The organism is Variovorax sp. BGA-UO-ETr-C22 (assembly GCF_059567965.1).
In genome coordinates this window covers 638,839-662,444 of the sequence record NZ_JCAQPA010000011.1, presented here as the reverse complement: position 1 = coordinate 662,444, position 23,606 = coordinate 638,839, and the positions used below count along the sequence as shown (strand labels likewise).

At 61.8% G+C, this 23,606-nt stretch carries 25 protein-coding genes and 2 tRNA genes; 16 read left to right on the top strand and 11 right to left on the bottom strand.

Annotation, left to right across the window (positions count from 1 at the left end; genetic code table 11):
* Positions 1-25: 25 nt before the first annotated feature.
* Positions 26-1,060, bottom strand: a complete 1,035-nt coding sequence (gene pstS, locus AC57B8_RS23005; RefSeq protein ID WP_062473144.1) for a phosphate ABC transporter substrate-binding protein PstS — start codon at positions 1,058-1,060, stop codon at positions 26-28.
* A 249-nt stretch (positions 1,061-1,309) separates the two neighbouring features.
* Between pstS and AC57B8_RS23000 the strand changes: the two genes are divergently transcribed.
* Positions 1,310-2,830, top strand: coding sequence for a Ppx/GppA phosphatase family protein (locus tag AC57B8_RS23000; RefSeq protein ID WP_062473146.1), 1,521 nt, complete (start codon positions 1,310-1,312; stop codon positions 2,828-2,830).
* 6 nt (positions 2,831-2,836) lie between these two features.
* Here AC57B8_RS23000 and AC57B8_RS22995 read toward each other — a convergent pair whose 3' ends face one another.
* The 4 genes from AC57B8_RS22995 to AC57B8_RS22980 all read right to left on the bottom strand — a co-directional run bounded on the left by AC57B8_RS22995 (position 2,837) and on the right by AC57B8_RS22980 (position 7,642).
* Positions 2,837-3,688: a hypothetical protein gene (locus AC57B8_RS22995; protein WP_496480864.1), complete on the bottom strand. Its 852-nt coding sequence runs from the start codon at positions 3,686-3,688 to the stop codon at positions 2,837-2,839.
* 222 nt (positions 3,689-3,910) lie between these two features.
* Entirely contained in the window at positions 3,911-4,372 is a 462-nt protein-coding gene (locus tag AC57B8_RS22990; RefSeq protein WP_062473174.1) for a SixA phosphatase family protein, read from the bottom strand.
* A gap of 31 nt (positions 4,373-4,403) precedes the next feature.
* A complete protein-coding gene (ppk1, locus tag AC57B8_RS22985) occupies positions 4,404-6,731 on the bottom strand; it encodes a polyphosphate kinase 1 (protein WP_496480863.1) in 2,328 nt (775 codons plus the stop codon).
* Positions 6,728-7,642, bottom strand: coding sequence for a GNAT family N-acetyltransferase (locus AC57B8_RS22980; protein ID WP_159271573.1), 915 nt, complete (start codon positions 7,640-7,642; stop codon positions 6,728-6,730). The genes ppk1 and AC57B8_RS22980 overlap by 4 nt, the downstream gene beginning before the upstream one ends.
* Positions 7,643-7,800: 158 nt before the next feature.
* Between AC57B8_RS22980 and AC57B8_RS22975 the strand changes: the two genes are divergently transcribed.
* The 10 genes from AC57B8_RS22975 (at position 7,801) to AC57B8_RS22930 (ending at position 16,750) form a co-directional block, all read left to right on the top strand.
* Complete coding sequence (locus AC57B8_RS22975) at positions 7,801-9,477, top strand: FAD-dependent oxidoreductase (protein ID WP_495264178.1); 1,677 nt, start codon at positions 7,801-7,803, stop codon at positions 9,475-9,477.
* A 29-nt stretch (positions 9,478-9,506) separates the two neighbouring features.
* Complete coding sequence (locus tag AC57B8_RS22970; RefSeq protein WP_496480862.1) at positions 9,507-9,770, top strand: UBP-type zinc finger domain-containing protein; 264 nt, start codon at positions 9,507-9,509, stop codon at positions 9,768-9,770.
* 101 nt (positions 9,771-9,871) lie between these two features.
* On the top strand, positions 9,872-10,576 hold the full coding sequence (locus AC57B8_RS22965) for a glutathione binding-like protein (protein WP_095745562.1): 705 nt from the start codon (positions 9,872-9,874) through the stop codon (positions 10,574-10,576).
* 35 nt (positions 10,577-10,611) lie between these two features.
* Positions 10,612-10,688: transfer RNA gene (locus AC57B8_RS22960), tRNA-Pro, on the top strand.
* 288 nt (positions 10,689-10,976) lie between these two features.
* A complete protein-coding gene (locus tag AC57B8_RS22955; protein WP_139140219.1) occupies positions 10,977-11,204 on the top strand; it encodes a hypothetical protein in 228 nt (75 codons plus the stop codon).
* Positions 11,205-11,763: 559 nt separating this feature from the next.
* A tRNA-Arg gene (locus AC57B8_RS22950) sits at positions 11,764-11,840 on the top strand.
* A 174-nt stretch (positions 11,841-12,014) separates the two neighbouring features.
* Complete coding sequence (locus AC57B8_RS22945; RefSeq protein ID WP_496480861.1) at positions 12,015-13,253, top strand: tyrosine-type recombinase/integrase; 1,239 nt, start codon at positions 12,015-12,017, stop codon at positions 13,251-13,253.
* 164 nt (positions 13,254-13,417) lie between these two features.
* Complete coding sequence (locus tag AC57B8_RS22940; RefSeq protein WP_496480860.1) at positions 13,418-14,539, top strand: HigA family addiction module antitoxin; 1,122 nt, start codon at positions 13,418-13,420, stop codon at positions 14,537-14,539.
* 8 nt (positions 14,540-14,547) lie between these two features.
* Positions 14,548-15,033, top strand: a complete 486-nt coding sequence (locus AC57B8_RS22935; protein ID WP_496480859.1) for a hypothetical protein — start codon at positions 14,548-14,550, stop codon at positions 15,031-15,033.
* A gap of 412 nt (positions 15,034-15,445) precedes the next feature.
* Entirely contained in the window at positions 15,446-16,750 is a 1,305-nt protein-coding gene (locus AC57B8_RS22930; RefSeq protein WP_496480858.1) for a hypothetical protein, read from the top strand.
* Between the two features lie 135 nt (positions 16,751-16,885).
* Here AC57B8_RS22930 and AC57B8_RS22925 read toward each other — a convergent pair whose 3' ends face one another.
* Positions 16,886-17,050: a hypothetical protein gene (locus AC57B8_RS22925; protein WP_496480857.1), complete on the bottom strand. Its 165-nt coding sequence runs from the start codon at positions 17,048-17,050 to the stop codon at positions 16,886-16,888.
* Here AC57B8_RS22925 and AC57B8_RS22920 point away from each other — a divergent pair.
* A complete protein-coding gene (locus tag AC57B8_RS22920; RefSeq protein WP_495303782.1) occupies positions 17,049-17,375 on the top strand; it encodes a hypothetical protein in 327 nt (108 codons plus the stop codon). The two genes, AC57B8_RS22925 and AC57B8_RS22920, sit on opposite strands and share 2 nt — an antisense overlap.
* Before the next feature lie 109 nt (positions 17,376-17,484).
* On the opposite strand, the gene AC57B8_RS22915 is transcribed toward AC57B8_RS22920, so the two are convergent.
* The 3 genes from AC57B8_RS22915 to AC57B8_RS22905 all read right to left on the bottom strand — a co-directional run bounded on the left by AC57B8_RS22915 (position 17,485) and on the right by AC57B8_RS22905 (position 19,428).
* On the bottom strand, positions 17,485-17,907 hold the full coding sequence (locus AC57B8_RS22915) for a hypothetical protein (RefSeq protein ID WP_496480856.1): 423 nt from the start codon (positions 17,905-17,907) through the stop codon (positions 17,485-17,487).
* Between the two features lie 153 nt (positions 17,908-18,060).
* Entirely contained in the window at positions 18,061-19,053 is a 993-nt protein-coding gene (locus AC57B8_RS22910; protein WP_496480855.1) for an HNH endonuclease, read from the bottom strand.
* A gap of 6 nt (positions 19,054-19,059) precedes the next feature.
* A complete protein-coding gene (locus AC57B8_RS22905) occupies positions 19,060-19,428 on the bottom strand; it encodes a nucleotide pyrophosphohydrolase (RefSeq protein ID WP_496480854.1) in 369 nt (122 codons plus the stop codon).
* A gap of 111 nt (positions 19,429-19,539) precedes the next feature.
* On the opposite strand from AC57B8_RS22905, the gene AC57B8_RS22900 reads away from it, so the two are divergent.
* From AC57B8_RS22900 to AC57B8_RS22890, 3 genes are all read left to right on the top strand, one after another.
* A complete protein-coding gene (locus AC57B8_RS22900) occupies positions 19,540-19,680 on the top strand; it encodes a hypothetical protein (RefSeq protein ID WP_496480853.1) in 141 nt (46 codons plus the stop codon).
* Positions 19,681-19,945: 265 nt separating this feature from the next.
* Positions 19,946-20,122, top strand: a complete 177-nt coding sequence (locus AC57B8_RS22895) for a type II toxin-antitoxin system HicA family toxin (protein ID WP_496480852.1) — start codon at positions 19,946-19,948, stop codon at positions 20,120-20,122.
* An 11-nt stretch (positions 20,123-20,133) separates the two neighbouring features.
* Positions 20,134-20,550: a type II toxin-antitoxin system HicB family antitoxin gene (locus AC57B8_RS22890; protein WP_496480851.1), complete on the top strand. Its 417-nt coding sequence runs from the start codon at positions 20,134-20,136 to the stop codon at positions 20,548-20,550.
* 45 nt (positions 20,551-20,595) lie between these two features.
* Here AC57B8_RS22890 and AC57B8_RS22885 read toward each other — a convergent pair whose 3' ends face one another.
* On the bottom strand, positions 20,596-21,519 hold the full coding sequence (locus tag AC57B8_RS22885; RefSeq protein ID WP_496480850.1) for a hypothetical protein: 924 nt from the start codon (positions 21,517-21,519) through the stop codon (positions 20,596-20,598).
* Positions 21,520-22,272: 753 nt separating this feature from the next.
* On the opposite strand from AC57B8_RS22885, the gene AC57B8_RS22880 reads away from it, so the two are divergent.
* Entirely contained in the window at positions 22,273-22,590 is a 318-nt protein-coding gene (locus AC57B8_RS22880) for a hypothetical protein (protein WP_496480849.1), read from the top strand.
* 215 nt (positions 22,591-22,805) lie between these two features.
* On the opposite strand, the gene AC57B8_RS22875 is transcribed toward AC57B8_RS22880, so the two are convergent.
* Positions 22,806-23,471, bottom strand: a complete 666-nt coding sequence (locus AC57B8_RS22875) for a uracil-DNA glycosylase (RefSeq protein WP_496480848.1) — start codon at positions 23,469-23,471, stop codon at positions 22,806-22,808.
* Positions 23,472-23,606: the final 135 nt, after the last annotated feature.

Sequence of the window (23,606 nt, the reverse complement as noted above, 5' to 3'; positions counted from 1 at the left end):
TGGAGGGTGGATGAAGGGTTGCTTCTTACTTGAACGCGACCGGCTTGCCCGATGCGTCCTTCACTTCACCCCATGCCTTGGCGATGGTGGCCTTCACGGCGTCGGGCATCGGCACGTAGTCCAGCTCGTCGGCCGTCTTGTCGCCGCCCTTGTAGGCCCAGTCGAAGAACTTCAGCACGGTGGTGGCGCTGGCGGGCTTGTCCTGCACCTTGTGCATCAGGATGAAGGTGGCGCCGGTGATGGGCCACGAATCCTTGCCGGCCTGGTTGGTCAGCACCTGGTAGAAGCTCTTGTTCCAGTCGGCACCGGCGGCGGCGGCCTTGAAGGCGCTGTCGTCGGGCGAGACGAACGTGCCGGCGGCGTTCTGCAGCTGGGCGTAGGTCATCTTGTTCTGCTTGACGTAGGCGTACTCGACGTAGCCGATCGAGTTGGGCAGGCGGTTCACGAAAGCGGCGACGCCTTCATTGCCCTTGCCACCCGCGCCGGTGGGCCAGTTCACGGCCGTGCCTTCGCCGACCTTGGACTTCCACTCGGCGTTGACCTTGCTCAGGTAGTTGGTGAACAGGAAGCTGGTGCCCGAACCGTCGGCGCGGCGAACCGGGGCGATGGCGGCGTCAGGCAGGGCCAGCGACGCGTTCAGTGCCTTGATGGCCGGGTCGTTCCACTTGGTGATCTTGCCCAGGTAGATGTCGCCCAGCACCTGGCCGTTGAGCTTCAGCTCGCCCGGCTTGATGCCGGGGATGTTCACCACGGGAATCACGCCGCCGATGACGGTGGGGAACTGCATCAGGCCCTTGGCTTGCAGCTCGTCGTCCTTCAGGGGAGCGTCCGAAGCGCCGAAGTCGACGGTCTTGGCTTCGATCTGCTTGAGGCCGGCACCCGAGCCGACCGACTGGTAGTTGATCTTGACGCCGGTGGCCTTGTTGAAGTCGGAAGCCCACTTCGCGTACAGCGGTGCGGGGAAGCTGGCGCCGGCGCCGGTCACGTCTTGTGCAAAGGCGGAAATGGAGAACAGCGCGGTCACGAGGCCGGCGGTTGCAAATTTGAACGTCGTTTTCATAAAGCTTCCTTGAGAAGTAAGAAGTAGTCCCTTTGGGGGCTCGAACGGACTCTAAAAAGCTTTTGTGACATCGATGTGACACCCCTTCTGTCGAGGGAAAATGCCGCTGCGCCACCCCTGTTGTGTGTGACGCTGTCACACAACCGTCATTCATCCCGCCTAACCTCCAGCCCTCGCCGTGACGTGACTTGGGAGGCGGCGCCTGCTGTCACGGCGCTACGATCAGAGAACCGCCCTCTTCACTACAACATGCAAAACGGCACCCGCCTCGCAGCGGTCGATCTCGGCTCGAACAGCTTCAGGCTGGAAATCGGCCAGGTCGACCACGGACAGATCCACCGCACCGAGTACCTCAAGGAAACCGTGCGCCAGGGCAACGGCCTGGACAGCGCCCGCAACCTCACGACCGAAGCCATGCAGCGCGGTTGGGACGCCCTCGCCCGCTTCGGCGAACGGCTGGCCGGCTTCAAGCGCTCGCAGGTGCGCGCCGTGGCCACCCAGACCTTGCGCGAAGCGCGCAACCGCGAAGAGTTCCTGTTGCGCGCGCGCACCATCCTGGGCTTCGGCATCGACGTGATCCCGGGCCGGGAAGAAGCCCGCCTGATCTACCAGGGCGTGGCACACCACCTGCCACACACCGACGCGTCCGACCAGGAACGCCGCCTCGTCATCGACATCGGCGGGCGCTCCACCGAAATGATCATCGGCCACGCGCTCGAGGCCGAGCGCATGGAGTCGTACCGCGTGGGCAGCGTCGCCTGGTCGATGAAGCATTTCGGCGAAGGCCAGTTCACCGCCCCCGCCTTTCGCGCCGCCGAAGTCGCGGCCAAGGCCGTGCTGGACGACGCGCTCTCCAGCTACACCCGCGACCAATGGGACGTGGCCTACGGTGCCTCCGGCACCATCGGCGCGGTGGGCGACGTGCTCGCGGCAGCCGGCGGCGAAGCCGGCCTTGTCACGCGCGACGGCCTCGACTGGCTGCTCGACCGCCTGCTCAAGGCCGGCAGCATCGACAAGCTGCGCATCGACGGCATGCGCGAAGACCGCAAGGCCGTGATCGGCGGCGGCCTGAGCGTGCTGCGCGCGGTGTTCGACCTGCTCGACATCCAGGAAATGAAAGTCGCCCAGGGCGCCCTGCGCCACGGCGTGCTCTACGAATTGCTCGAACGCGACGAGAGCGTGGCCGACATGCGCAGCGCCACCGTGGCGCGGCTCGCCACCCGCTTCGCGGTCGACCCGGCGCAAGCCAAGCGCGTGAGCGACACCGCCGCCGCGCTGTTCGTGCAGCTGGCTCCCGCCGCGCGCGGCGGCAGCACCTCGAGCCGCGCCGGCCGCGCATTGCGCAAGCTCGGCTGGGCCGCGCAGCTGCACGAGATCGGCGCGCTGGTGTCGCACAGCGACTACCACAAGCACGGCGCCTACATCCTCGACAACACCGACGCGCCGGGCTTTGCAGTGAACGAACTGCATGCCCTCGGCCAGCTGGTGCTGGGCCAGCGCGGCAAGCTGCGCAAGCTCGAAGCCTCGCTGGACGACGAGACCTTCGTGATGCAGCTGCTGGCGCTGCGCCTGGCGGTGATCCTGTGCCACGCGCGCCGCGACCCCGAGCCGCAGGCGCTGAACCTCGCGGCACTCGGTGCCAGGGCCTTCACGATCGCCTGCGCGCCCGACTGGGCCGAGATGTACCCGCAGTCGGCGCACCTGCTGCGCGAGGAAGTGCTGGCCTGGCAAAAGACCGGCAACTGGCGCGTGGAACTCAGCGGCGCCTGAGCCGTTTCACTTCGTGTCGATGCCGGCCGTCTGCGTGACTGCCGCAGCGCCGGCCTTGCGCGGCTCGTCTTCCCCGAACAGGCTGACATAGGCCGGCTGCACGATCTGGTCAAGCCCGCGCTTCAACCCTTCGCGAGCGCCTGCGGTGTCCTTGAGCAGGCCGTCGTACAGGAGATAGGTCGGCTCGCTCACGTCGGCGACCTGCAAGGTCTGGCCCACGACGGACTGCTTCTCGTCCCTCAGCAACTGCTCCACCCAGACGTACGGCTTGAAGCTCGATGTCGCATCGGCCGCGCCATAGGACGTCGTGATCCGCAAGATCAATGTGCTGTAGCCGGGCGTGGGCTGGAGTTCCTGCACCTGCATCTGCGCGTGCTCTCCGGTCGCACGGAAGAAAGGCGTCAGCTTCACCTCGCGGCCACTGTCCCGCAGGCGCGCCGCCAGCCGCTCTGCGAACTGCCTGTTGAGCCCCATGGTCACTCCGCTGTTCTTCACTGCGGCCGTGAACTCCTTGCTGCGCTGGTCGGTCCGGGCGGCCATCGTCAGTCGGCTGTTGGTATCGACGGAGATGGCCACCAGCGCGGCGAGGGGTCCCAGAAACCCTGCGAAGCCCGTCAGCCCCGACCCGCCGCCATCCGTGACGATCAGTTGGTCTTCCTGGTTGTAGATGAGCTCGACCTTCTCGATCGACCGGGCGACATCGTGACGGGTCGGTGGCACAGGCGCGGCGGTGTTCATCGCACACCCCGACAGCAGGGCTGCGGCAACAAGCAGAAAAAACAGCGCCTTCAACCGCATGTCCGCGTCTGCACGCAGCATGTTCATGAAGCTTCCTGGCAGTGTGTTGAGCGGTTTCATGCGTCTTCCCCAGTGATGTGGTCGACCGGCACCGCTTCTTTCCCGCATCGGCGTCAAAAGCACGCTGCCGTGGAGTCACACTGTAGAAATTGCGCCGCGCGCGCGCATGAGTGCTTCGCCCCTTTTTCCGGGAGACAAGCGCCCTGCCAGCTCTGCCCGCAACCGTGACAAAGCGCCTGTCCGCAAGCGTCAGGCAGGGGTGTCCGCGGCGAGGGACGGCAGCTAGAGAAGCTCGGGCGCCTGCACCGTCACCACGACGGTCTGCACATCGCCGTCGCGCTCGCGGGTGCGGATCCACCACAGCGAGCCTTTGCGCACCGGGCAGCTGTCCTGCTTCAGGCCGAGCAGCATCGAGATGGCCTGGCCCAGCGAGGGCTGGTGGCCGATCACCAGCACCACCGACTTGCCGTTGGGCCAGCCCGTGGCGGCCAGCAGTGCGTCGGGGGTGGTGTCGGGCGACAGCTCGGAGCGCAGCTTGTACTTGCGGCCCAGTGCCAGCGCGGTCTGCTCGCAGCGGCGCGCCGGGCTGCACACGATGCGCGTGCCGTCGGGCAGCTGCCGGTCGAGCCAGGTGGCCATGCGCTTGGCCTGCTTTTCGCCGCGCGGGGTGAGCGAGCGCTGCATGTCGTCACACCCTTCGGTCCAGTCCTCGGCTTCGGCGTGACGCCAGAAGATCAAGTCCATGCTCATCGTCTTTCGAACTTCTTCTTCAATTTCAATTGCCGGACGCATCACGGTGGTTTCCTCGTGATGCATAGCGGCCCATCAAGGCGGCCTGGGCGCCATGCGCTTCGATCGCGGGGGACGCACCCGCCTCGCCGGGGTGCGTGTCATGGTCGACACGCCGGTAGATGCCGTCGCCGCCCAGGTCCCAGGCGTCGCGCCCATCGTGCAGGTAAGCCACCAGGCACTCGTCGATGAGGCGCTGGCGCAGGTTGGGGTCGGTCACGGGCCAGGCCAGCTCGATGCGCCGCATCATGTTGCGGTTCATCCAGTCGGCGCTCGACAGGTAGAGCGACTCGTCCTCGCCATGGCGGAAATAGAACACCCGCGAATGCTCTAGGAAGCGACCGATCACCGAGCGCACGCGCACGTTGTCGGTGAGACCCGGCACCTGCGCCGGCAGCGTGCAGGCGCCGCGCACGATGAGGTCGATCTTCACGCCCTTCTGCCCCGCGCGGATGAGCGCGCCGATGATCTCCTCGTCGGTCAGCGCGTTCATCTTGGCGACGATGCGCGTGGGCTCGCCGCTGGCGGCGGCCTGCCCCAGCGCATCGATGCGCGCGACCAGGTTCTTGTGCAGGTCGAAGGGCGCCAGCCACATGCGGTTGAGCTTGGGCAGGCGGCTCTGGCTGGCCATGTGGACGAACACGGCCTCCATGTCGGCGGTGAGCGCCGGGTCGGCCGTGAGGTGGCTGATGTCGGTGTACAGCCGCGCCGTGCGCGGGTTGTAGTTGCCGGTGGACAGGTGGCCGTAGCGGCGCAGCTGCTTGCCCTCGCGGCGCGTCACCAGCAGCATCTTGGCGTGGGTCTTCAGGCCCACCACGCCATACACCACCTGCGCGCCGATCGACTCGAGCATCTCGGCCCAGTTGATGTTGGCCTCTTCGTCGAAGCGCGCCTTCAGCTCGACAACCACCGTCACTTCCTTGCCGCGGCGCACGGCTTCGCGCAGCAGGTCCATGAGCTCGGAGTCGGCGCCGGTGCGGTAGATGGTCTGCTTGATCGCCAGCACCTGCGGGTCGAGCACCGACTCGCGCAGGAACGCGAGCACGCCGTCGAAGCTCTCGAAGGGCTGGTGGATCAGCACGTCGCCGCGCTGCAGCCGCTCGAAGAACGACTGGGCGGGCGACAGCGTGACGGGGAACGACGGCGCGTACGGAGGAAAGCGCAGCTGCGGCTCGCCAATCAGGTCGATGAGCTGCGTGAGCCGCGCCAGGTTCACCGGGCCGTGCACGCGGTACAGCGCCTGCGGCGGCAGGTTGAACTGCGCCAGCAGGAAGCTCGCGAGCGATTCGGCGCAGCTGGCCGACACCTCGAGTCGCACGGCCTGGCCGTAGTGGCGATGCTGCAGGCCCTGGCGCAGCGCCGTGCGCAGGTTCTTGACGTCTTCCTCGTCGACCGCGAGGTCGGAGTGGCGCGTCACGCGGAACTGCGAGAAGTCGCCCACCTCGCGCCCCGGGAACATGCTGGCCAGGTGCGCGCGCACCACGCTCGACAGCGCCACGAACAGCGTCTTGCCGTCCGACACCTTGGCCGGCATCTTGATCAGGCGCGGCAGCACGCGCGGCAGCTTGACGATCTGGATCGGGTTCTCGCGACCGAAGGCGTCCTTGCCGCCCAGGCGCACGATGAAGTTCAGCGACTTGTTCGCCACCTGCGGGAACGGGTGCGCCGGGTCGAGCCCCACGGGGATCAGCAGCGGGCGCACTTCGCGCTCGAAATACTCGCTGACCCACTTGCGCTGGGCCGGGTTGCGTTCGCCATGCGACACGATGTGGATGCCGTGCGTGGCAAAGGTCGGCATCAGCTCGTCGTTGTACAGTGCGTACTGGCGCGCCACGAGCGCATGGGCCGCTTCGGACAAGCGCTCGAAGGATTCGACCGTGTAGGTGCCCTTGCGATCGCCGGCGCTGCCTGCGCTCAGGTGCGGCGCGGCGCGGACTTCGAAGAACTCGTCGAGGTTCGACGACACGATGCACAGGTAGCGCAGCCGTTCGATCAGCGGCACTTCGGGCCGGTGGGCCCAGTCGAGCACGCGCTCGTTGAACGAGAGGATGCTGTGGTCGCGGTCCAGCAACGCGAACGAAGGCGCTTCGCCGGCGCGCGACGGGTCAGCGGAGAGGGAGGGCATGGGCACTGATTCTGGAGCAAGCGGCACGGGAGAACACGACGGCTGAAATATGACAGTGTCAACTTCGTCCGTGACAGTTCCATGACATTCGCGTGACGCGCTCTGCCCTACAGAGAGCGAACCTGACACATTCGGCGACAGCGAAGCAGCGTGCGGCCCGGCGTCGGGCCGGATGGCCGCCGGCTTCATGCGCCGAGGAAGTGCTTGCGGTAGCGCGCCGGCAGGTCGTCGATGCGCATCAGCATCGGCAGGTCGGCGGTGTTGAAGTCCGGGTCCCAGGCCGGCGCGCCGAGCACCTTGGCGCCCAGGCGCAGGTAACCCTTGATGAGCGCGGGCGGTTCCACGTCGAGTGCACTGTCGAGCCGTTCGACCGGCAGCGGCAGGCGCGGCTGCACCTGGTATTGAATGGGCGCGAGGTGGCTGGCCGAGAGCTGGCGCCAGATGCTGGCCGCCGCGTCGCCGCTGGTCACGCCGTTGTGCGACATCGGAATGCTCGCGCAGCCGATCATCGTGTCGAGCTTGTTGCGGTGCATGAAGCCGGCCAGCGCGCCCCACAGCGCGAGGATCACGCCGCCCTGGCGGTGCTCGGCGTGCACGCAGCTGCGGCCCAGCTCGACCATGCGCTCGCGCAGGTCGCGCAGGCGGGTCAGGTCGAATTCGGTGTCGCTGTAGGTGCTGCCGACACGGCGCGCTTGCGCGGGGGTCAGCACGCGATAGGTGCCGATGACCTGGCCCGTGAGTTCGTCGCGCACCAGCAGGTGTTCGCAGAAGTCGTCGAACAGGTCGATGTCGTGGCCGGCCAGCGGCGTGGTCAGGCGTGCGCCCATCTCGCCGACGAACACGTCGTGACGCAGGCGTTGCGCGGCGCGCACGTCATCCAGATGACGCGCCCAGCTCACCGTGATGCCCGGCTTGGCTTCGACCACCGGCGGCACGATGACGGCCAGCGGCGCCTCGGGCACCGACGTGCGGGTGGCCAGTGCGGCGACGGTGGCGGCAGCGGCAGCAACGGCGGGGGTTCCGGCCGCGGGTGCGGGCCACAAGGCTGCGCGCAGTCCGAGCTGCGAGAGCGGAAACGTCGGGTTCGGCAGTTCTTTCATGGGAAATCCCTTTCTGCTGACCGAGTCTGGACACGCGCAATGAAACCGGCATGTCAGCGGCGTGGCAGACACATGACGTTGTTACAACGCGCGCCAGCGTCGCTTTGGCGCCGCTTCGGCGTCTAATGCGGGGCATTCGCGACACGGAGTTCGACCCCATGGCCACCGACGCACCAGGCGCCAACAGCCGCCTGCACCAGACTTTCCCCGTCCTCAGTGACGCCGAGATGGCACGCATCGCCAGCTTCGGCAGCGTGCAGCGCTTTGCGCGCGGCGAGCGACTGTTCACCGCCGGCGAGACCGGCGCCGGCATGTTCGTGCTGCTCAAGGGCGTGGTCGCCGTCACGCAGCGCGACGGCCTGGGCCACGTGGTGCCGATCGCGCGCCAGGGGCCGGGCGAATTCCTCGCCGAGGTCGGCCAGCTGAGCGGGCGCCCTGCCCTGGTCGACGGGCATGCCGACGAAGAGGTCGAGGCGCTGGTCGTGCCGCCGGACCGCTTGCGCGCGCTGCTGGTGGCCGAGGCCGACCTGGGCGAGCGCATCACCCGCGCGCTGATCCTGCGACGCGTGGCGCTCATCGAATCCGGTGCGGCGGGGCCGGTGCTGATCGGGCGGCCCGATTCGCCCGAAATGGCGCGGCTGGAGAACTTCCTGCGCCGCAACGGCCATCCTTATCACCTGGTCGACGCCGCCGCCGACGCCGATGCCGCCGCCCTGCTCGCCCAATACGGCCCCGACAAATTACTCGCTGTCTGCCCCGACGGCTCGGTGCTGGTCAACCCGAGCGACGAAGGCCTGGCGCGCTGCCTCGGCATGGTCGACACCGCGGCGCGCGACGAGCTCTACGACGTGGCCGTGGTCGGCGCCGGGCCGGCTGGCCTCGCGACCGCCGTGTATGCGGCCTCCGAAGGGCTGCGCGTGATCGTGCTCGACTGCCGCGCCTTCGGCGGACAGGCCGGCGCCAGCGCGCGCATCGAGAACTACCTGGGCTTTCCGACCGGCATCTCGGGGCAGGCGCTGGCGGGCCGCGCGTTCGTGCAGGCGCAGAAGTTCGGCGTCGAGATGCTGATCCCGGCGCAGGTCGCGGCGCTCGACTGCTCGCGCGAGAACGCGCTGGACAGCCTTGCGCTGAAGCTCACCGACGGCCGCACGATCAGCGCGCGCACGGTCGTCATTGCGAGCGGCGCGCGCTACCGCCGCCCCGGCGTGCCGCGCCTGGCCGAATTCGAAGGCCGCGGCATCTGGTACTGGGCCTCGGCCATCGAAGCGAAGATCTGCGCGCAGCAGGAAGTGGCGCTGGTGGGCGGCGGCAACTCGGCGGGCCAGGCGGCGGTGTTCCTGTCGCGCCATGCGGCCAAGGTCAACGTGCTGGTGCGCGGACCGTCGCTGGCGGCCAGCATGTCGCGCTACCTCATCGACCGCATCGAGGCCACGCCCAACATCTCGCTGCAACCGCACACCGAACTCGTGCGACTGCACGGCGCGCCCGAAGAAGGCCTGACCGGCGCCACGTGGCGCTGCCACACCTCGGGCCAGGAGCACGACTGCCCCGCGCGCAACATCTTCCTGTTCGTCGGCGCGGAGCCCGAGACGTCGTGGCTCGAGGGCTGCGGCGTGTCGGTCGACAAGCACGGCTTCGTGCTGACCGGCCCGGCCGCGAGCAGCGGCTTTCCGGCGCGCCCTGCCACGGCGCTCGAATCGAGCGTGTCGGGCGTGTTCGCGGTGGGCGATGTGCGCTCGGGCTCGGTCAAGCGGGTGGGCGGCGCGATCGGCGAAGGCGCCGCGGTGGTGGCGCTCATTCACCAGCATTTGTCGTCGGCCTCGGCCGTGGCCTGAATTTTTCTGCTTCTTGTCCTGAGACACCCATGCCCATCCAAGCTTGCGAACACGTTCCCGCCGACATTGCGCAACCACACACGCCCCGCGGCTGTGAAGACTGCCTGAAGACCGGCGACACCTGGGTGCACCTGCGCCTGTGCGTGCATTGCGGCCATGTGGGCTGCTGCGACTCGTCGAAGAACCGCCACGCCACGAAGCATGCGCGGGCCGAAGGGCATCCGGTGATCCAGTCGATCGAGCCCGGCGAGCACTGGATGTGGTGCAACGCGCACGAACGACAGGTGGGATGACCAGCGGCTGGAAGGCCAATGCCCGCACCCGCACGCGTCTGGAAGCGCGTGTATATGCTGCCGTTCTCCCGTCACAACCCTCTCACCCCGGAGCCCGCGACATGCCCGCATCGCCCATCGAGGTCTATTCCTGGCCCACGCCGAACGGCCACAAGATTCACATCATGCTCGAGGAGTGCGGCCTGCCGTACCACGCGCACCCGGTGAACATCGGCACCGGCGACCAGTTCGCGCCCGAGTTCCTGAAGATCAGCCCGAACAACAAAATCCCCGCCATCACCGACCCCGACGGACCGGACGGCCAGCCGATCTCGCTGTTCGAATCGGGTGCCATCCTCGTGTACCTCGCGGGCAAGACCGGCAAGTTCTTGCCCACGGGCGACCGCGAACGCTACGACGTGCTGCAGTGGCTCATGTTCCAGATGGGCGGCGTCGGCCCGATGCTCGGCCAGGCGCATCACTTCCGCATCTACGCCCCCGAGAAAATCGCCTATGCCGTCGACCGCTACACCAACGAGGCCAGGCGCCTGTACGGCGTGATCGACCGGCAGCTGTCCAAGCACAAGTTCATCGCCGGCACGAGCTATTCGATTGCCGACATCGCCATCTTCCCGTGGCTGCGCAGCTGGGAAAACCAGGGCATCACCCTCACCGACTACCCGCACCTGAAGGCCTGGTTCGACGGCATCGCCGCGCGCCCCGCCGTGCAGCGCGGCGTGAAAGTGCTGGCCGACCTGCGCCGCCCCATCACCGATGACAAGGCGCGCGAGATCCTTTTTGGCAAGACGCAGTACGAGAAGCGCTGAGCGGCCTCTTATTCGGGCTAGAATGGAAGGCTTGGCGGGGTGTAGCGCAGCCTGGTAGCGCATCTGGTTTGGGACCAGAGGGTCGAAGGTTCGAATCCTTTCGCCCCGACCAAAAGAAAAGTGAAAGCCTGCAACGATGAAAGTCGTTGCAGGCTTTTTTCTTTTCCGGGCCGGTCGCGATCGCCGCGAATCTCACGCCCCTTTAGACGTTTCGTAGCACGACCCACGGCTTTCCGTACATCGGGCAACGCCGCTGCCTTGTTGTTACACCATCAAGACAACCTTTTTCTTAAGGAACTACCCGCGAGGCCCTCGGCGCTCACGCAGAATCAAGCCAATCGTGATCGTGTTTACAAAGTAAGCGGAATCGCGTTTACAAAGCCGAAGAGCTGAGTCAGGGATGGACGTCGCAACAGAACCCTCACCCCTGGACCCTTTTCCGATGCTGAATTACTTTTCGCGCTGTTCTTGCGGCCTCAGGCATCTCGCACGCATCGAGCGCCGGCCATGGATGCGACTCTTCTCGAGCCTGCGCTTCTACCAATGCAGCGCCTGCGGAAAGAAGCAACTGGCGTCCGAACGCGCGGTGAACGACGCGGTCTGGAAGTACCGCTCGGAAAACGTCTGACGCCCCCTCCGCCCCAGCGATCCACAAAGGCATCGGACGGTCGAAACGCCCTCCTTAGCAATCTGTTGCGCGTGCAGCCCTTTCGCTGCACGCCCTGCGCCCCCACAGAATCGAACGCGGGTGCTTCACGGTTGCGCAAACCGCGAAGCAGCGTCGGGGAAAGAGTGTCGACACCTTCCCGGTTTGAACTCTTCTGTGATGCTGCTGAATCTGTTTCTCCGATGTTCCTGCGGCCTGGCCGGCCTTCGCCGCATCGAGCGGCGAACCTGGATGAGGATGCTGCCGGCCCTCAGGTTCTACCGGTGCAGCACCTGCGGCAAGAAGCAGCTCGTGTCGAAGCAGGCCGCCGAGACCGCCAGGGTGTCGTCCCGCGCCAGCCCCGCCCTTTCGCCCTCTCAACGACCGCCGCCGAAGGCGTCGTGCATGGAGGGATGTAGGTAGAATCCGCGCTTCCCCGGTCAGAGGCAGAAGCGTCCAGACCGTTGATTTTTCGGGTCTGTTGCCGCACCACTTGCGGCCCGAGGACCGAAGGCTCCGGCCCTCGCTTCTCGACCGGAATCTGCCCGTAGCTCAGTTGGATAGAGCACCTGCCTTCTAAGCAGGTTGTCGGGGGTTCGATCCCCTCCGGGCAGGCCATTTAGTGGCTCCACGTTCCCCCACAAGGAGCCGCGAACAGCCATTTCTCCTCTGTAGAAGCAGGTGATTTCGCTTCACGAGCAATCACGAGAAACCGCTGAGATTCCTCCAATTTGGGGGAACAAACGGGGGAACGGGTACAGTTTTAGCCCCAGCCGCCGAAATTGTTCCCCCATGCTCACCGACACCGCCTGCAAGAAGACCCACTGCCCTGCCGACAAGCTGCGGCTGCGCCTCGCCGACTCCGGCGGCCTCTATCTGCAGATCGAGCCCAGCGGCTCAAGGCGGTGGTTCTGGAAGTACCGCTTCGACGGCAAGGAAAAGCGACTGGCCCTGGGCAGCTATCCCGAGGTGACCCTCAAGGCCGCGCGCACCGGCCGCGACGACGCCCGCAAGATTCAACAGCAAGGCATCGACCCCGCGCAGCGCAGGCAACTCGAGAAGCTCGAGCGCAAGGTCGACACCGACGCCAGCTTCGAGGCCGTGGCGCGCGAGTATCACAAGACCAAAAGTTCGGCGTGGAGCCCACGGTACGCGGAGCGCTGGATTTCCATCATGGAGAAGGATGCGTTCCCCTGGCTCGGCAGCCTGCCCCTATCCAGCATCACGGCGCCGATGCTGCTGCAGGTCCTCCGTCGCATCGAGGCCCGCGGCGCGCACGAGACTGCGCACACCTTGCGCCAATGGTCCGGCCAGGTGTTCCGCCACGGCATCGCCACCGGCCGGTGCACCAGCAACCCAGCGCCCGACCTGCAAGGCGCGCTGGTGCCGGTGCAGGTCAAGCACATGGCCGCGGTGCTGGAGCCAGTGAAGGCGGGCGAGCTCATGCGCGCTATCGCCGCATACGCTGGCCAGCCTGCAACGCGCGCAGCGCTGCACCTCTCTGCCCTGCTCTTTCAGCGGCCCGGCAACATCCGGCAAATGCGCTGGTCGGACCTCGACCTCGAGAAGGCGCTATGGACCATCCCGGCAGCGGACATGAAGCGTACGAAGACCGCAAAGATCAACGGGCGCCCGCACCTGGTGCCGCTGCCAATGCAGGCCGTCGAGGTCCTTGTCGACCTCAAGCCACTCACGGGTCACGGTCAGTACGTTTTCCCGAGCCTGCTGACCGGCGAACGACCGATGAGCGACAACACCGTGAACACAGCGCTGCGCCGCATGGGCTTCGACAACACTGAGATGACGGCCCACGGTTTCCGAGCGATGGCGCGCACGATCATGGTCGAACAGATGGACGTCGAGCCCGAGGTCATCGAGGCGCAGCTCGCGCATGGAAAGAGCGGCCCGCTTGGCGCCGCCTACGATCGCGCGGAGTTCGTGGTCAAGCGCCGCAAGATGATGCAGCTGTGGGCCGACCACCTCGACGAGCTGCGCCAAGGAGCAAAGATCTTGGCTTTCAAGACTGCATAGCGGCGGAAGCAACTCGATGTTCACGCTCGTGAGGGCGCACGAGACGGCCCATAACGATATCGAGACGGTCGAAACCAGCACGCACGCCGCCTAGGCGGATACCTAGGCATCGATAAAACTTGCGAAATTTCGAAATTTCGCAAGTTTTGATCTATAGTGGGGTCGTGCAAGAAGACTTCAAAACCCCCGGGCATCTGATCGATGCTCTTCTTCGAGAGAGAGGCTGGAGCCAGCGCGTTCTCGCCGCGGTTCTCTCTATGAGCGAGTCGACGCTTAACAAGCTCATTTCCGGCAAGCAGGCAGTCAGTGCAGAGATTGCAATCGCTCTCGAGGAGGTGTTCGACGTCGATGCCGCCAAGTTTCTGGCATTGCAGCAGGTGTATGACTTGGCTCGTGCTCGCATCGTCAGCAGGCCCGATCCTTCTCGTGCAACGCGAGCTCGGATCTTTGCCGAACTCCCCGTCGCGGAGTTGATTCAGCGCCGATGGATCAACGTCGACGACGTGCGCGACATGGAGCGCGTGGAGGCTGAGCTGTTCTCGTTCTTCGATGGTCAGACTCCCGCACAGGTTGCAGCTACGCCTCATGCGGCGAAGAAGACTTCTGCAGGTGACCCTCCTTCGATGGCCCAACTTGCTTGGCTCTATCGTGTCCGGCAGATTGCAAAGGAGCTGTTGGTGCCTCGATATGACGAGAGCAGAGCGCGTGCAGCAATCCCGAAACTAAAGGCGCTGCTATCCGCGCCCGAGGAAGCCAGGCATGCACCTCGCATTCTCCAAGAGTGCGGCATTCGTCTCGTACTCGTTGAAGGCCTGAAATCGTCGAAGATTGATGGGGTTTGCCTCTGGCTGAACGAGCACGCCCCCGTTATCGGTATGACGATGCGATTCGATCGCATGGACAACTTCTGGTTTGTGTTGCGTCATGAGTTGGAGCATGTTCTGGAAAGACACGGCATGAAAGAGCCGCTGCTGGACATCGACATGAATGGCGCGGCGATTGGTGAGGAAGAACGGCTGGCGAACGCTGCAGCATCTGACTTCTGTGCGCCCGTTGCACGAGTCGAGAGCTTTATCAAGCGGAAAGCTCCGATCTTTCCGGAGCGGGATTTCCTTGGGCTCGCCAAGGTGCTTGGCGTGCACCCGGCCCTCGTCGCGGGCCAAATCCAATTCAAGACTGGTCGGTACGACTTGTTCAGGTCGCACCTTGTAAAGATCCGCAGCCGCGTCTTGCCGAGCGCGATTGTCGATGGATGGGGCGATGTTGCCCCGGTGGGCATTCACTAGGAGTAAGCGTGAACAGGAATGAGCAACTACAAGCGCTGATCCAGCGCTACAAGGCTGAGACCGGCGAAAAGACGGTCGACATGGATAAAGTCGCCGATTGGGCCATCAAGCGAGGGGCTACGATGCCGAAGCCCAAGACTGCTCGCGAACTCTTCGCAGCGCAGCTCGCTGATGCTGCGCGGGCAGAATACCGCACTGATCCGAAGACCGGGCTGTCGTACCGTGCCAACCATGCAATGCGCCAACGTACCCAAGACGGTCGTCAAGCGGTGCTTTGGTTCGACATGGAGGATGCGACCCGTCCCCAAATGCTGTACTCCCTTTCAGACCGCCGACAACAGATGGTCGGCGATGCCGTGCACCTCAAGATCGATGAAATGATCTGGAATAGCAAACATCCCGACGAGCAGCAGATTGATCTCGATATGGATTTCAACTACGACGTCGAAGAGCGCTTGAACTCGCCTGGATACGGTACTGGCGAAGCAGCCTAGGCTTCTCACCCCTAGTCAGTGCCCCTTCAGCCGCCTCCCTTCGAGGCGGCTTTTTCATGGCGCTCACCCTTCGAGCCATTAAGCCGTTAGACTTACTTCGCGATTCCCATCTCTCTATCCTCCCTCCTCCGGGGATCGCCTTGCCCGCCTTCGTGCGGGCTTTTTCTTGGGTGCTCGTCAGCTCCGTCCTCCCGAAAGCCAAGAGCGCTCCCAGCCGGGAGTCTGCAATTCTTGGCAGCATCGACATCTACAGCCAGAAATGAGCTGGACGCCATCGCCCACAGTCTTAACAATCGACCGCGAGCTGGCTTTGACGCCGATGGCGGTCTTCCATCACCTCACGAAAGCCGCTCGGCGGACTCCAGCCTTCCCCGCTGGTCCAAGCATTGCGCTTGTAACCTAAACCCTTCACATGAAAATCAAACTCTGCCTAGCACTCTCGATATTGGGTTTAGTCCAATCTGTCTGGGCGAGTGACATAGCAATTCAGAAGAACGTTTTTAACTCCAACTTGCGCATTACGGCATCAACAGATCGCTTTGCAGGAGCAATTTATTCGGTGACTTTTCGCGGGAAAGAATACATAAACTCCAAGGATCATGGGCGCGAATTGCAATCAGCATCGTCTTTCGATAGATTTGGGGAATGCTTCAATCCTACTGAAGCTGGCCGTGATGCAGATGGCGTTGGACTGACCAGTTCAAGCGTGCCAATAAATTACTCGAATCCGAACAACGTGCTGCAAACAAGCACCAACATGGCGTTCTGGTTAGCGCCAAACACGACACCCAATGAAGGATGTGCTGATAGTGGGGCCACAGTATCGCAAAATACCACAATCGTCTCGGGCCATATATTTGAAAAATCAGTGTCGATTGGCTATCAAGGCATTCCAAACGTTGTGCGTTATGAGGCTTCATTCAATGTGCCCGAAGCGCATCAACAAGCCACCTTCGAAGCTGTAGCAGGCTATATGCCGCCGGACTTTACAGAGTTTCGGATTTACGACCCCGTCAAACGCACATTGTCCAGTACGTTATCCACTCCCTCCGAACAAATGGGCGAACAGGCGTGGCCCGTGATAGTTGCCACAAAAGATGGACGCCACGCGATGGGCGTTACCTCTTTCGATCTCCCTCACACAGCCTCGTCACCCTTCACGCGCGGCCGATTTTATGGACGCTTTCGATTTCCGGGAGAGACAAGTAAGTTTAATTGCGTTTTTCGCGAAGGTGCTATTTCCGCAGGAAAGCACACCTACACCTGCTATGTAGCAATTGGTACTGTGGATGAGGTTATGGCAGCGCAAAATTCTCTATATTCAAGTGGTAGCCTGCCGATGCCTGTATTCCGATTTTACAACGGCAAAGACCATCTTCTAACATCCACATATGGAGAGGGTGCTGGTGCGGGGTACAACTTCGAGGCAACAGCATTCAAGATCCACTCCACCAATTTTGATGGAACGATGGTGCAGATATATCGCTGCGTCACCGGCGACGGCGATCACTTTATTTCAGGCGACCCCAATTGCGAAGGCGTAAATCTCGATGGCCCTTTCGGGTTCATTTCTCCCACGCCTCGCACAGGCTTCACCGCCTTGTATCGATTTTACAAAGCGGCAGATCACGATCACCTAGATACAACCGACTATCAAGAGGGTTTGAATGCTGGTTACTCGTACCAAAACACAATAGGCTACGTTCTGGTGAATTGATTTTCAGCGACGCTCTGCATCCGCGTCGATCGGCCGCGAACGAAAAGCGCACGGCGCGCATCGATTTTTTGTTGCGTAAGGAAAATGAACGTCACCACTTCCACCAACGCACCAGCATCGCCCAGATGATGGGGCTCATTCCAGGTTCCCAAGACAGTACCGCGTCTCGTCCGCACGGCGGTTGGCCAAGCCTTGGACGAAGAAGTAGACCTTCACCCCGGCCTTTGGGTCGATGCGGCTCGTGAAGCTCCACACGAGCTTGCCGTCATCGCCGCGGGTCGCGAAGTAGCATGCGCCCATGTGGAAGCCCGCTAGCCCCATCGTGATTGCAGGCCAAACCCTGGACGATGAGGAGGCTTGGTGGCACGAGTTCATGGACGAGTTCTATGACCTGTGCAACGGCGCAGTCGATGGCGACTGGCTGACCATGATCTGCTACGAGCTCTATCCGCTCGCGCGCAACGTCGACCCGAAGCACATGGCACAGATCGCCCACGTCATCCTGAAGTTCGAGCCCGCGGAGTTCGTGGAGCGTCAGCACGCGGCCCGCGCCCAAACGCTCCACCTGAAGGCGTCCGGCCCATGGAAGTCTCGCTGCCCGGGTCCGTGGCGGCAGCGCGGGTAGCACAGGCCTCGACGGGCCCGGTGTCGAACAACTCGAAGCTGATCTCGCACAGCCGCCCTTGAGGCGGCTTTTTCATGGGCACTCGTTGATCTGCGATCCGATGTCGGAATCAGATTGGCTTGCTGACGCTTGTCGCCGCAGAAGGGAGTGCTTTGAACGAGGTCAATGCTTGGACCTGAAGCTCGAGGTTCCTGACCTTCTCCTCCAGCTCGCTCCTCTTTGCATTCCGCACGTCGAGCACGTTGTCCATCGCTGTCATGAACAGAATGAACGGCACTCCGAACAAGTTGAATATGTGCATCAACAGGGCCAGAACTTCACCTCGCGTAGGCGTACCAGTGGAATGCCAGAACAGCCAAATACCGACGGTGGAGTTGACTACAAGCACGATCAAGAAGACGGTCTTTATCCATCGCTTCCAGAAACGAACCAGGTTGTCGCGCTTGCTCTCCTCAAGGGCGGCGATAGGTATTGAAAGGCCGACGAGCGCGATGATTGTGCCGACGATGAAGCTGAGGAGCGAGAGATCCATGGTGCCTTGCTGAGTGCTTGTTCAGCACGACTATATCCACGGCGACATCCCGGCCCGCTACCACCGCCCATACAGGATGATCTGCGGCACCTTGTTCGGAGCTCGCCGTCTCCGGGCGGTTTTTTTTGGGCGCCGGCCTCCGACGCACAGGCTTCAAACTTGCTGACTGAACTTCTTGGCTAAGGCCCCCGGATCTGGGCGCTCGCCCAGCTGACTGGGGAAGCGGATCCTCTTGCCTCCATACGGCTCATAGATCGATCCGAACAGTGGATCAGCAATATGAATGCGGCCCGTCGCATCGATCTTGAGCAGTCCAAGGTCAAACAGGGTGTGGACGTCGGCTCGAAGCAGCAGTCCGTTGACCACATGGTTGGTATCGCCATCCATGTAGGGAATGATGTGGGCGGCCTCGAGCACCGCCTCGATCTCGCAGCCCGTCACCGCGCACTTTCCATCGTAGGCTTTGATCAGGTCCTTCCTGAACTTCGGCTGACCGCGGCGGCGGACAACCTCCGCCAGTACCTTCTTGCGTCCATCGACCAAGTTTTCCGAGTCAAAAACAGTGGGATCGACTGTGGCTTCTGCGGCCACCAGATCTTGCTCGTCAGCCGATGGAGGAACAACAGTCGAGAAAGCCTCTTCGACGAAGTTTTCCAGGTTCCCGTACGTGCCGCGAATTTTTGCAAGGCGCTCGTCCCCGATCCTGGAAAACCCACGATAGCCATTGTTGAGATAGTCGATGACTGGCTTGCTGGTGACATGCACGTCGACAGCTCGCGGCTGAGTCAGGATGTACATGTACTCCCAAGTCTTCCCCTCCGGCGTCTGGCCCCAAATCGCACGCGCGAGATCCGCGTTGTGGATCTTTGCGATCACAGAAGAAACGTACCGATAGCGGTTGTCGAACACGGTGAGGACGATGTCGCCGTCCTGCATCTGATTCCACATGGGAATGTTGCGCTCGCCAGGCACCGCACCCCACGCATAGAAATTCTGCGGGTCCGGCAGCAGCGACCTCAGGTAGTCGACCTGCTCTGCCGTCAGGTGCGCATCAAGAAGTGAGCTTGGCTGTGGGTTTCGAATGGAATCGTTGAGATGCTCTCGCGCATCGGCATCGCCGGCGGTAAAAATGTATAGCTGTCGCATGCGTGCTCAGTACTCCGAGTACTTTTTGGACTTGCCTCTCACCAGATCGGCGGGATATTTTTGCGCGTTTTGTGCCAGCTTTTCCTCAGCCGCCGCAAGCAGATCGATACCGGTCACCGAGCAAAGCCGGAGCAGGTAGATGAACACATCGGCCACTTCATGACTGATGGCTTCGCGCGTCTTCTCAGGCAGGCTTGACACGCTCTCCTGCCCATCTCGCCATTGGAAGATCTCCATGAGCTCGGATGCCTCGACAGCCAACGCCATGCTGAGGTTTTTCGGTGTGTGGAATTTCTCCCAGTCGCGTTCCGTGGCGAACTGATCCACCTTCTGCTGGAGGGCAGATAGCTGATTGAGGTGGGCTGTATCGGACATGATGCGGTTCCTTACCTGGGCAGTACGATCGATGTCGCACACGCGAAGCGCCTAGCTTACTTGCTGCGCTTGCACTACCGGGTGGCATCGACCCCTGACGCTCGCGGCGCAATGCGTGATGCATCAGGCATGGTTGTCGAGGACTTCGGCCTCCCGCTGAACCTCATGCTCGCTTGCTCGGCGGCCGTGGTGCCGACCGCAGCCGAAGCCATCCAGGCGCTGGCCGTCCTGCTGCTGGACCAGCGGAAGTAGCCATCAGAGCAGCTTGCCCATGTCCTTCTGGACATGCGCAGCGAATACGAAGCCGCGCGCTCCGACGTAGCGCGGTAACGCCGTTGCCGAAATCAACATTTTTGTTTATAGTCCAAACTGGACAGTGCGCAGGGATCCGAATCCCCTACGCAGTGTCTCGTCTCGTGCCCTATGAGGTGGGAAACGTCAATTAACGCAATTTTGCGTAAACAAAGGAAAGAGTCCATGCACCCGCAACAAACACGATTTTTGAAACGGATGAGTTATGCGAACCTCAGAATTCAAGCGGTATCTCCGCACGCTCGGCGCCACCTTCATTGAAGGCAAACGACATACAAAAGTCTATTTAAACGATAAACAAGCAACTCTTCCACGCCACACCACCGAAGAATTGGGCGTCGGACTCCGAAAGCTCATCCTTCGACAACTGGGTGTGAAGTAAAGGTGAAATGAATGTTTAGTTACCCCGCAACAATCGCGCGGGATGGTGACGGTTTTACGATGTCGTTTCCCGACATACCAGAAGCTTTGACGGGTGCAAAAACCCGGTCTGGAGTTCTTGAATTAGCGGTGGATGCTTTGACTACCGCCATGGACTTCTACTTTGAAGACCGGCGCGCTGTGCCGTTGCCTTCTCCGTTGAAGCGTGGACAGATCGGAATCGATCTTCCCGCAAGCGTTTCAGCAAAGGTTCTTTTGCTGAATGAAATGATTGCCCAAGGTGCGCGACCAATTGAGCTGGCGCGCCGAATGGATGCGAAGCCGCAGGAAGTAACGCGCATTCTCGACTTGCATCATGCAACGAAGATCGACACAGTCGCTGCGGCTCTACAGGCTCTGGGAAAGCGCCTTGAGCTATCTCTAGTTTAGAGTTCCCTTTATCGCGCGTTAGAGAAGTTTAGAGCGCTCCACTTTTCACTTTTTTGTCGGCGGCTCTGGGGGAAGCTCATTTCGAACAGTGATGAACGGGCGCTTGTCCAACAACGCCTGAGTTACTAGGAGCAACCTCTCGGAGCCATCAACAGTCGTATTTGAAATCCCAACTACCCTGGGACTTATTCGAGTTCTCGCATCGTATATTTTTGATTTGATTGATCCGAGAGCCATTAGTGCGTTCTGAATGGTCGTTGAATTGATTTCACTCGGAATCGGAATGATGCTTGAAACGCCTTCACCACTTATTCCAAGCGTTTGCACTATCAGAGTTCCTGTTACCCGCTTTGACTCAACAGCAGCACTTACAGCATATAAGTTTGCAAGATCCACCCCTGTCTCATTGACCAAGATATTCGCGGTGAGACGCAAGCCAACTCCGATATAAATGGGAAGAATTTGCTCCCTCCCAGTTATTGAAGCGGGAACCTTCACGGATTGGGTATCGAATTTTATATAGTCAAGAACAACCACATAGTTCTGATCTTTCTTTCCTACCTTTGCCGGCCCAAAACTTATCACACCTCCTTCAGAAACCGTTCCGATTGCCATCCTCATGGTTTCATCTGGCAATGCATCTAGAATTGGAGTGTTATTTTGAAGGGGAAATTTTGTTTCGTTTTCTATTCTTACAGGCAACGGATCAATTGGATGATAACCGTATGAATTTTTTCGCTCTATCTCCTGCGCGATAGCTCTATCTTTTTCTGCAACCGCTTCATCTTTACGCTTCTCCTCACGCTCTCGCAATAGCGAGCAGCCCGTAAAGAAAAAAGACAACAGCACCAAAACCAACAATCTATTGCGCATCGCTCCTCCGGTGTAATAAAAAGAACTACCCTCTTGGGTCGGAGCATAGAACCTCGCTGAACTTTTGACCACCAGATTTCGAAAAGAGGAGGTCATGGGTCTCCCAAGCTCAATCGGATGCCTACTTCTAATGGTGTCTCGAGATCAGCAACGCACGATCGTTTGCAACTACTCCCTGCAGAAGACCTACTTCGGCGTCTCGCTGCTCAACAACAAGTCGACCTCGTTCAAGTAGCTCTCGACCTCGCGCAGCCACACCTGCGAGGACTGCGGATCGATCCGCAATACGGATGCAGGCAGCGGGGTCGGTTGCGGTCTGCTCGCGATCACGGACGGCGTAAGCGTGGTACTGCTCGCGCACCCGGCCAAGCTCAGCAGAAATAGTACGGCCCCGGCCGGCCAGCACGTCCAGGCGCGCTTCGTATGCATTGAGGTCAGGGCTGGATCGGGCCGCCCCAGCGCGCCGCGCGCTCAGCCTTGTGCAATGCGAGACCGTCGGCGTGCTACGCGACCCTGACGGCCTAGCTGTCGAAGACTTCGGCCTCGCGATGAATCTGATGCTCGCGTGCTCTGCCGAGCTGCACGAGTTAGCAGAGGAGACTGTGCAGCGCTTGGCGCGCCTCATCGCCCAAGGGCGGTGAATGCAACACATTGCCTCAAAGCGCTGATCGCGCAGATCGGCCACTAGACTGACCTCGGCGGCCCATGTATCTCCCTCCTCCTCCCCGGGCCGTCCTTGCCCGCCTTCGTGCGGGCTTTTTCTTGGGCCCTTCACACCGCACACCTAAGACGCAACTATCAATTCCACTAGTTGCACAGAACTTACCCGCCCCAGAAGATCACGACAACATGCAACAGCGGAGTGCTGGAATGGGTTGCGTAGAGTTTGAGGGCTTCTTGGAGCTCGGCGATTACCTCATCACCATCTCGATAGACGAACGCGAGGGTGGTTGGTGGTCTTGGGCCCAGTTCGAAAAGGTAATGGAATATGGCGACAGCGTTCAGATTCCCGTCTATCGGCACAGAGTGCCTGGCGCCTTCAAAGCCAAGGCTGAATCGATAGATGCGGGAATTGCCTACGCACGCCAGACGGTCGAAGCAGGCAAGGTCGTCATTCAGGCCGCTGCCCCTCGCACGCGGCAGCATCACTCTTGGGGCCTGCACTAAGCCCGGACAGTGGAGCGCGTTTCTCCGCCGGGATAAGCATCGCGCACTCGACTGTGGCAGCCGTCGCCTTGCGTTTGATCAAGGTCTGGGCTTGCTTGGCTGTCGGCCGTGCCATCGTGGCAGCGCGGTACGGGGCCGAAGTGCCCGACCTTCCTTCAGCCTGAAGTTTCAAGTCCCGCGCTCGGGAAGATGGCTGAGCGAATTGCGAATGGGTACTATCGGCCGAGGCTGTGTGAAAACGCTTCGTCGGCGTCTGAGGCCATCGGGACGTCATCTGTTGCGGTCACCGACGCGGACGAATTCAATCGCGCTGCTGTAGATGCGACAACTTCGCTGTCCAGAGCGCGGCGCACTTTCTTCAGTTCGTCGAGGATCTTCGTACGGTTCTGTGGCCTGCCGTTGAGCACCAGGGGCGATGGGTGATAGCACTCGAACACTTCGATCCTGCCACCAGCTTTGCGTTCGATCAGCGTCCTCACGCTCTTGTGTCGAGCCTTGCGGCCCACAAGAACTACAGCGCGCAACACTTGAAGCAGGCTGAGAAGCTCAGCCAAATGAGGCTCAGCTTGCTTGAGATCGGCCACGCGCGCAGGCCGGATCTTCGTAAGTTCGGGGTTGCCGATATACCAGGGCACAACGTTCCAGAGGAGAGTCTCAGCAGGGAATATATTTGCTTCCGCAAGCAGCTCGTTGAAGGCTCTGGCGGTCTGATCAGGGTTGTTGCGAGAGATCAAGCCCGATGTAACGGCGCGCGGCCCGGGTGCTTCAAGCAGGAAGAGAACCTTGGCCGCCGAACCGCCGTCCTTAGGATCAAAGGCCGGCACCTTCCGGTCGGGCCACTGAGCACGCAGGCGGTCGACAAACAGATCCAACGCATTCAAGCTTGACCTCCTGCCTGTCGATGGCGATCGAGAGGTGTGTATAACGATGTCATAAGGCGTGAATCTAACCGGCTTGTGAAGGTCCGGTTGTGGCCGATTGTGCCCGTTCGCCCTGCCGTCTCGAAAGCCCCAAAG

Coding starts and splice junctions, on each gene's coding strand:
- pstS (WP_062473144.1), bottom strand. CDS start 1,060: ATGAAAACGACGTTCAAATTTGCAACCGCCGGCCTCGTGACCGCGCTG.
- AC57B8_RS23000 (WP_062473146.1), top strand. CDS start 1,310: ATGCAAAACGGCACCCGCCTCGCAGCGGTCGATCTCGGCTCGAACAGC.
- AC57B8_RS22995 (WP_496480864.1), bottom strand. CDS start 3,688: ATGAAACCGCTCAACACACTGCCAGGAAGCTTCATGAACATGCTGCGT.
- AC57B8_RS22990 (WP_062473174.1), bottom strand. CDS start 4,372: ATGGACTTGATCTTCTGGCGTCACGCCGAAGCCGAGGACTGGACCGAA.
- ppk1 (WP_496480863.1), bottom strand. CDS start 6,731: ATGAAGCCGGCGGCCATCCGGCCCGACGCCGGGCCGCACGCTGCTTCG.
- AC57B8_RS22980 (WP_159271573.1), bottom strand. CDS start 7,642: ATGAAAGAACTGCCGAACCCGACGTTTCCGCTCTCGCAGCTCGGACTG.
- AC57B8_RS22975 (WP_495264178.1), top strand. CDS start 7,801: ATGGCCACCGACGCACCAGGCGCCAACAGCCGCCTGCACCAGACTTTC.
- AC57B8_RS22970 (WP_496480862.1), top strand. CDS start 9,507: ATGCCCATCCAAGCTTGCGAACACGTTCCCGCCGACATTGCGCAACCA.
- AC57B8_RS22965 (WP_095745562.1), top strand. CDS start 9,872: ATGCCCGCATCGCCCATCGAGGTCTATTCCTGGCCCACGCCGAACGGC.
- AC57B8_RS22955 (WP_139140219.1), top strand. CDS start 10,977: ATGGACGTCGCAACAGAACCCTCACCCCTGGACCCTTTTCCGATGCTG.
- AC57B8_RS22945 (WP_496480861.1), top strand. CDS start 12,015: ATGCTCACCGACACCGCCTGCAAGAAGACCCACTGCCCTGCCGACAAG.
- AC57B8_RS22930 (WP_496480858.1), top strand. CDS start 15,446: ATGAAAATCAAACTCTGCCTAGCACTCTCGATATTGGGTTTAGTCCAA.
- AC57B8_RS22920 (WP_495303782.1), top strand. CDS start 17,049: ATGTGGAAGCCCGCTAGCCCCATCGTGATTGCAGGCCAAACCCTGGAC.
- AC57B8_RS22925 (WP_496480857.1), bottom strand. CDS start 17,050: ATGGGCGCATGCTACTTCGCGACCCGCGGCGATGACGGCAAGCTCGTG.
- AC57B8_RS22915 (WP_496480856.1), bottom strand. CDS start 17,907: ATGGATCTCTCGCTCCTCAGCTTCATCGTCGGCACAATCATCGCGCTC.
- AC57B8_RS22910 (WP_496480855.1), bottom strand. CDS start 19,053: ATGCGACAGCTATACATTTTTACCGCCGGCGATGCCGATGCGCGAGAG.
- AC57B8_RS22905 (WP_496480854.1), bottom strand. CDS start 19,428: ATGTCCGATACAGCCCACCTCAATCAGCTATCTGCCCTCCAGCAGAAG.
- AC57B8_RS22900 (WP_496480853.1), top strand. CDS start 19,540: ATGCGTGATGCATCAGGCATGGTTGTCGAGGACTTCGGCCTCCCGCTG.
- AC57B8_RS22895 (WP_496480852.1), top strand. CDS start 19,946: ATGCGAACCTCAGAATTCAAGCGGTATCTCCGCACGCTCGGCGCCACC.
- AC57B8_RS22890 (WP_496480851.1), top strand. CDS start 20,134: ATGTTTAGTTACCCCGCAACAATCGCGCGGGATGGTGACGGTTTTACG.
- AC57B8_RS22885 (WP_496480850.1), bottom strand. CDS start 21,519: ATGACCTCCTCTTTTCGAAATCTGGTGGTCAAAAGTTCAGCGAGGTTC.
- AC57B8_RS22880 (WP_496480849.1), top strand. CDS start 22,273: ATGCAACAGCGGAGTGCTGGAATGGGTTGCGTAGAGTTTGAGGGCTTC.